The sequence below is a fragment of the Leptospira interrogans genome (genome assembly GCF_900156205.1).
Lineage (GTDB): Bacteria > Spirochaetota > Leptospiria > Leptospirales > Leptospiraceae > Leptospira > Leptospira interrogans.
Genome location: NZ_FTNA01000042.1, coordinates 23,699 through 30,011 on the forward strand (window position 1 = coordinate 23,699; position 6,313 = coordinate 30,011).

The window sequence follows — 6,313 nt, forward strand, 5'->3', positions numbered from 1 at the left end:
CGCAAAAACTAAAAAAGCAGAGGAATGAAAATAGTATAACTGATAGGAAAAAATTAAAATCGTATTCTAAAACTAGAATATAACGAAAATAAAGTTTAATGACCTAAAGATCTTTGAAAACGATTTGCTTTTATTAGGAGAGATCTGAAAGAAGAAAAGAAATATTAAGATTTACAGCGCGTTAGGGATGGATGCGTGGTCAAGTTATTGTAATGAAAGCAGAATATATTATTTTTTAAAAATTCCTCAATAACTTGACCGAAGCGGAGAGCCCGGTCCGAGCGTATGCGAAGGAAACGCTTCAATATGACGCAAACGGAAATCTCACAAGACAAAGAGACAACGTTAAAGATCTTACCAAACGGATCAGTATTGATTCTCAAGACAGGATTACTCAGATTCAGGATGGGAACAATGCGGTCCTCGGTAGTTACTGGTATGACGAGAGTGGTTTTAGAATTCGGAAGTCTTCTTTAGAACCGAAGAACAATGTTTTTTCTAATTGATTATCCAATCCGTTGGAATTGTTTAAGTGTAATAGTTAGAAGTTGATCTTACACAGATCACACTATCATCTGGTCAATGCTGTCAATTTAAGAAAAAAGACTAAAGACTAAAGAATTTAGTACAACAAAACGACATGGGCAAGAAAGAATAACAGTCATAGGCGAATTAGAAGTTTAGATATATTCCAGAAAGATCCTGGAAATGGCGCGATTGAAACCGAGTGCTTTTACTCGGAATCGCGAACTAACCCTTCCGAGGTTTCTGATAGCAATGATAAACTTATTAAACAAAAGCTTAGCGGTCGAGTTATATAGATATTTTAAGAATTTAGGAAAGAAAGCTGTAACGAAATAAGCGTTTTCCTATGCGCGGGAGAAATTAAATCCGCAAGTGTTCGAATCGTTAAACGAAAAATTTGTAAACAGCTATTACAAAAATGTAACGAATTGCAAAACGCATAAAGGCTATATAGTTGCAGCTTGCGACGCGACAGGAATAAGCCTACCTAAAACGAAGGAGTTTGTGAAGGATTTTGGCTGTGTAAAAAATCAACTGGGAGAATCAGAAGCACCGAATGCCAATAGTTCGATTATATTTGATATTTATAATGATATAATATTAAGTTCTACTATTGGACCGCATAGAACGGGTAAAAGGTCAATGGCATTGGATCATATCGAGAAACTTAGATCGCTCTCGGTTCTTCAAAATAAGAAATTGATTCTTCTTTTCGACAGGGGCTATCCATCGATGGAACTAATCGGAAAGTTAATGGCGAACGGCATCCATTTTATCATTAGAAGCAATACTCGTTGGCTCAAGAAAGCAAAAATTGCAGGAAAATACAAAAGAGTTGTTGAAAAATCAATTCTCCATCTGTTTTCTATTTCATGGAAACGGTCGATTGAAGCAGTTTTGTTAATTGAACTATGAAGTTTTTCAACAATTCTAAAGAATACGACAAAGTTAAAAACATTCTTATCACTAAAAATATACAAAAGAAGAAGGAATGGCTTAAAGAATATGCGAATACAAAAGGAAATCTGTTTTCATTACGTTTTGTCTGCTCAAGATATAAAGACGGACAAGTCGGAATTTTTGTCACCGATCTTCCCGGTTCAGAATTTCCAAGAGAGGATATTGTTTTTCTCTACGGCAAACGTTGGAATATAGAAACTCATTTTAGTTTCGAAAAATATTCTCTTGAATTGGAGAATGTAGCATCCAAAACTTCAATCCGATTTCTTCAAGAATATTATGCAAAAATCTTAACATTTAATCTTACCTCTCTTTAATCCAAGAAGCGCAAGAAGAATACGATCAATCGATTCAAAACAAAATATGATTATAAAATTAATAGAAATATCGCTATCGGCATTCTGAAAGGAGAACTTCCAAAGTTACTTTCCGGAGCTGAACCTATGAACTCCGTTTTTGATGAAATGAAAGCCGGAACTTATAAAACATCGGCTACCTGTTGTTCCAAATAGAACCTTCAAAAGAAAACACAAGATTCGAAAACGTAAGTTTGAAATCTATTACGGCAGGGTCTCTTAAATTGACAGCACTATCGTCTAGTCGCGTGTTGAGAATGATAAATTGGCGGTCTTACTTGACAATGGAGATATGCTTTCTACGAACTTCCCAAAAAGCTTCTGACATCCGACAATGGAGCTGGAACAATGAGGCACCTTCGCAATTTCAGCGTTTATACGAAATTCATCAGTCATTTGTTTTTTGTTGTTTATACAATATTCGGTGATTTATAGTTAGGCGAAAGGTGGTGCGAATTCCCTGTAAAATGACATTTAAGATATGAAAAATTATAAACAGGCTAAATTATTCTTGTCTTATGCACATACGAAATTTAGAGGAATTGCCTATGATTTTCGTTTGCAACTGATTATTGGGATTATTCTATTTATTACCTAGAATTAAAAAGTTGTCTTAAAATTTCATTCGACTTAAAACAATGTATAGAATTACTAAATCAAATATTACAGTTAATTGGAATTATTGCGGGTGTTTTATTAATATTTTTTATTTTCTATTGTCAATCAATTGAAACGCAAAAACAAAACTACTTTTCAAACATTTTGCAGATTATTGATAAATTGAAAGAACATCTACTACATTTGCCGAATAAATATAAATTTATAAAATTTGAATTAGCTTCTATTATTGATAGTTATAATTTTAAGACATTTAAAGAAATTAATTTTTTTGATTCGGCTTTCGATAAAGCGCATGCTGAATTTGTAATTAAGCTGAAGGAAAATAAAGTCAGATATACTAGCTTAATGGGTAACACTCATTTAATTAATAATATTGCTTCCATGATATTAAGAATTATAGAAAACCGCATAATTTTGTTAGAATTGTTAGTTGAATCTATAAAAAAACTCTTTATAACAATATTATTCTCAATGTTAGTTATTTACTTTTCACAAATCGTACCATTGAATAATATTCTGCATTTATTATTTTCTTTATTTTTAATATATTTGATGATTTTCAGTTTGTATGTAATCTTTAGCTTCATTCGCTCTTATTACAGCAGCTTAAGCAGAAATAATACTATGAAATTATCGCATTTCCCTTCGCCTAACTTCGTCTCCTCGCTCCGTTCGAGATCACTAATGCGACTCTCACTCCGGGCTAAAGCCACATTGCTTTGTCACTTCGGTTCGCGAGACGCGACTAAGGTCGCTCGAATCTCGTGTCAACCGCATCGCGCTAATGCGCTTGCGGCCGCAACGTCGAGGAGACTCTTTCGTTAAGCGAAATACTCCAAAGTTGATTTTATACATTATTCAATGAAAGTAGCCTTCTTACTTGGAGCAGGATTCTCATATGATTTGGGAATGCCATTAGGAATTGATTTAACGAATTACTTTCTTAATCTATTTTCAGGAATCGATGAGTCACAATTAATTGAAGTATTATTATCTCTTGAAGAAGAGGTTCCATTTAGTAAGAGGGCAATTTCTAAAGGAATAAAGCTTCTTTATCATCATAAAAAAAGAAAAGTAAAAAATTATGAATACCTTTTGGCTCAAATTGAAGAATTGGCATCAATTTCAAAAGAGGGTGGAGTTATTAAAACTTCTTATCGTTATTTACTAAATCTATTTTATGGAACGATTTATTCAAATTTAATGCTTTATCAAAATATTTCATACAATCAGATTTATAAAACCAATTTTGATTTGTACGCAGGCTTGAAACACGTGCTTAATGAAAATGAAACCTGGTTCTTTACGCTAAATCACGATATTTATCTTGAACTATTGTGCATAGATTACGACATACCTGCTACCTATGGGGATACGGAAGTCATTAAGTTTCCGATAGATAACAATTGCATGACCGATAAAATAAATTTTACTTGCAAAAAAAGAAAAGAATTCAATATCAAAAACAAAGCATATTTTAAAAACAAGTTTGGAGCTAATATTGTAAAACTTCATGGAGGTCTTGGCGAGCTTGATTATAGTAAAAGACACATGGTATGCAATTTTCCACTTACTTTCAGTAGCTCCATCGATCTTATTAATCAATTTAATAAAATTCATAAGATGGCTTTCTTCTTTGATGAGGATAGCAAGATTAAACTACCGAATAACCGTCGTCATATATTTGTTGCAGATGAAGATGATGATCTTGTAGTTTTGACGAAGTCTGTTTTAATCGGAGGGAATAAATACAGTAAAACGGCAAAAATAAAGCAAGGTGAGGAGAAACTAAAGCTATTTGAGGATGTCATGAAAAGCGTCGATAAACTAATTATTATTGGTTATGGTTTTGGAGATCAGCACATCAATTTTCGGATCAATCATCAATTGGTGAAAAATGAAAAATTTACAATTGAAATTGTTGATCCAAATTTTAAAAAAGTGCCAAGCTTTGTAGAGCAATTCGACTATGATAATAGAATAAAGGGGACTGCATTAAATACAACTGATTGGATTAATCAATTTTATCGAGGTAATAAACGTAACCGATCACCAAATATGAAGAAGATATATTCCCAACGAGAAAAGATAAGATCTACTGTTCGCAAGAGTTACTTTAAGTGAAGTAGTAACATAAAAGTGGATAGTCTTATGAACAATCCTGAAGAATCTCAAAAAGTAATTGAAACATTTATGCAAATGACTAAATTTGACATTCAAAAATTGATTAACGCTTAAAAATAAAAATTATGGCACTTATTAATCCTCATATTAACTTCAACGGAAATGCCGAAGAAGCATTTACATTTTATAAATCAGTATTTGGCGGAGAGTTTGCAAAAATTATACGTTTCAAAGATCTTGCAAGTCCTGAATTTCCAGTAGCAAAAAAAGAAGAAAATAAAATTATGCACATTGCTTTGCCTATTGGTAAATATAATATGTTGATGGCAAATGATGTCCCGGAAGCTATGGGGCGAACAAATGAAAATGAGAACAGAAGTAAAATTGTAATCAGTGCAGAAAGTAAAGAAGAAGCAGACAAGTTATTTAATGGGCTATCAGCAGGTGGACAAATTGAAATGTCTATTGCCGACAGTCCTTGGGGTTCTTACTTTGGAATGTTTAGAGACAAATATGGGATTGAATGGATGGTTGATTTTGACCCAAAATATAAAGGACAAATATAAGCGGACAAAACAACGAACGCCCAACGTCGCAGATCGCAACCGTTAAGCTGTAATAGCCAAAATAAGATCTTACACTCTTTTAAAGTTCATTACGAAAACTGTAAGTTATCGAGATATTTTTTCTTCTCAAGCTCCTTCGTGCCGAGGAAATTCTGGAATGGAGTTTTACCAAAACAATGCTTGCCTTGATGTGTCCTGTTCGTAGTTATACCGTAAGATTTGGTGAGATAAAAAGTTATTTTATTTCTTGTTTCAGCTTATTCGGTACATCCCATTTCCGTTTTCAGGAATGGGAATTAGAATGATAAAAGGTTCGAAAAAGAATTCAAGATCCGAAAGAAAACGGCCTGTTAGGAGCCATCTTAAAAAATCTTGGAAATAATCGAATTGGCATTTTAAGTAAAGATAAAAGTATTTTTGAGATGTCTTTTAATTTCTTTGTTCAATTGATTCAAATTCTACTTTTTAATTTCGACTAACGTTTATGATCTCGTAAGGAATCTTAATTTCCAAGAATCGGATTTGATTTTTGAATCCTTCTTTCATGTTTTTGGTTCTTAGGCTTTTGTTATACGTGAGCAGGACCGTAAGAAAATCTGGGCGAATCGCTCGCAGATTTCGTAGTGGACTTTGGCTCGCGACCGCGCTTTTCGCTCCAATTCCTTCGGAATTTCCACTACAATCGCTTTCGCATTTGTCATACCGAATTCGTTCACGTTTGTTCTTGAGAAAACAAAATCATAGAAAAAATTCCTTGTTTTTAAAGTTGGTATCGAGCTTTGCTTTTGTTCATAAAAAATTATGCAAGCTGCTCTCAAAACTGAAGTAGTCACATAAAAGTGGACAGCCATTTAAGCAATATTTGTCTCAAATTCTTCAGGGCTGATATAACCTAATGTAGAATGAAACCTGAATCTATTGTAATACACTTCGATAAAATCGAATAGAAGATGTTCCGCTTCTTCAATGTTATAGAATGTATTGTATTCGATTTCTCTTTTTAGATAACTAAAGAAAGACTCTGCCACCGCATTGTCCCAACAATTTCCTTTTCTGCTGTTGCTTCGTCTGATACCGTTGGCAATTAGTAGTCTGCGTGTTTCTTTAGAACAGAAATTAGAACCCCGATCCGAATGAAAGATCAATCCTTTCCGAGGGTTT

The 6,313-nt window shown here is 33.4% G+C and carries 6 protein-coding genes and 1 pseudogene; 5 read left to right on the forward strand and 2 right to left on the reverse strand.

Going from position 1 to position 6,313, the window contains the following annotated elements; genetic code table 11:
- Positions 1-254: 254 nt before the first annotated feature.
- From BW942_RS19810 to BW942_RS19840, 5 genes are all read left to right on the forward strand, one after another.
- A complete protein-coding gene (locus BW942_RS19810) occupies positions 255-506 on the forward strand; it encodes a hypothetical protein (protein WP_000133464.1) in 252 nt (83 codons plus the stop codon).
- 391 nt (positions 507-897) lie between these two features.
- A complete protein-coding gene (locus BW942_RS22025; RefSeq protein WP_000463110.1) occupies positions 898-1,440 on the forward strand; it encodes a transposase in 543 nt (180 codons plus the stop codon).
- Positions 1,437-1,802, forward strand: coding sequence for a transposase (locus tag BW942_RS22030; RefSeq protein ID WP_000667935.1), 366 nt, complete (start codon positions 1,437-1,439; stop codon positions 1,800-1,802). The genes BW942_RS22025 and BW942_RS22030 overlap by 4 nt, the downstream gene beginning before the upstream one ends.
- Before the next feature lie 1,521 nt (positions 1,803-3,323).
- Positions 3,324-4,586: a hypothetical protein gene (locus tag BW942_RS19835; RefSeq protein WP_000861191.1), complete on the forward strand. Its 1,263-nt coding sequence runs from the start codon at positions 3,324-3,326 to the stop codon at positions 4,584-4,586.
- Positions 4,587-4,711: 125 nt separating this feature from the next.
- A complete protein-coding gene (locus BW942_RS19840) occupies positions 4,712-5,152 on the forward strand; it encodes a VOC family protein (protein ID WP_001173977.1) in 441 nt (146 codons plus the stop codon).
- A gap of 89 nt (positions 5,153-5,241) precedes the next feature.
- Here the strand turns inward: BW942_RS19840 and BW942_RS22285 are convergent.
- Together BW942_RS22285 and BW942_RS19845 are read right to left on the reverse strand one after the other, a co-directional pair.
- Positions 5,242-5,371: pseudogene (locus tag BW942_RS22285) on the reverse strand (IS481 family transposase); the annotation flags it as partial.
- A 632-nt stretch (positions 5,372-6,003) separates the two neighbouring features.
- Positions 6,004-6,313, reverse strand: a 310-nt coding sequence (locus BW942_RS19845) for an integrase core domain-containing protein (protein WP_139325936.1), incomplete at its 5' end; no start/stop codon positions are given.

Excerpts from the sequence above, each read along its gene's own strand:
- BW942_RS22030 (WP_000667935.1), top strand. The coding sequence starts at position 1,437 with ATGAAGTTTTTCAACAATTCTAAAGAATACGACAAAGTTAAAAACATT.
- BW942_RS19835 (WP_000861191.1), top strand. The coding sequence starts at position 3,324 with ATGAAAGTAGCCTTCTTACTTGGAGCAGGATTCTCATATGATTTGGGA.
- BW942_RS19840 (WP_001173977.1), top strand. The coding sequence starts at position 4,712 with ATGGCACTTATTAATCCTCATATTAACTTCAACGGAAATGCCGAAGAA.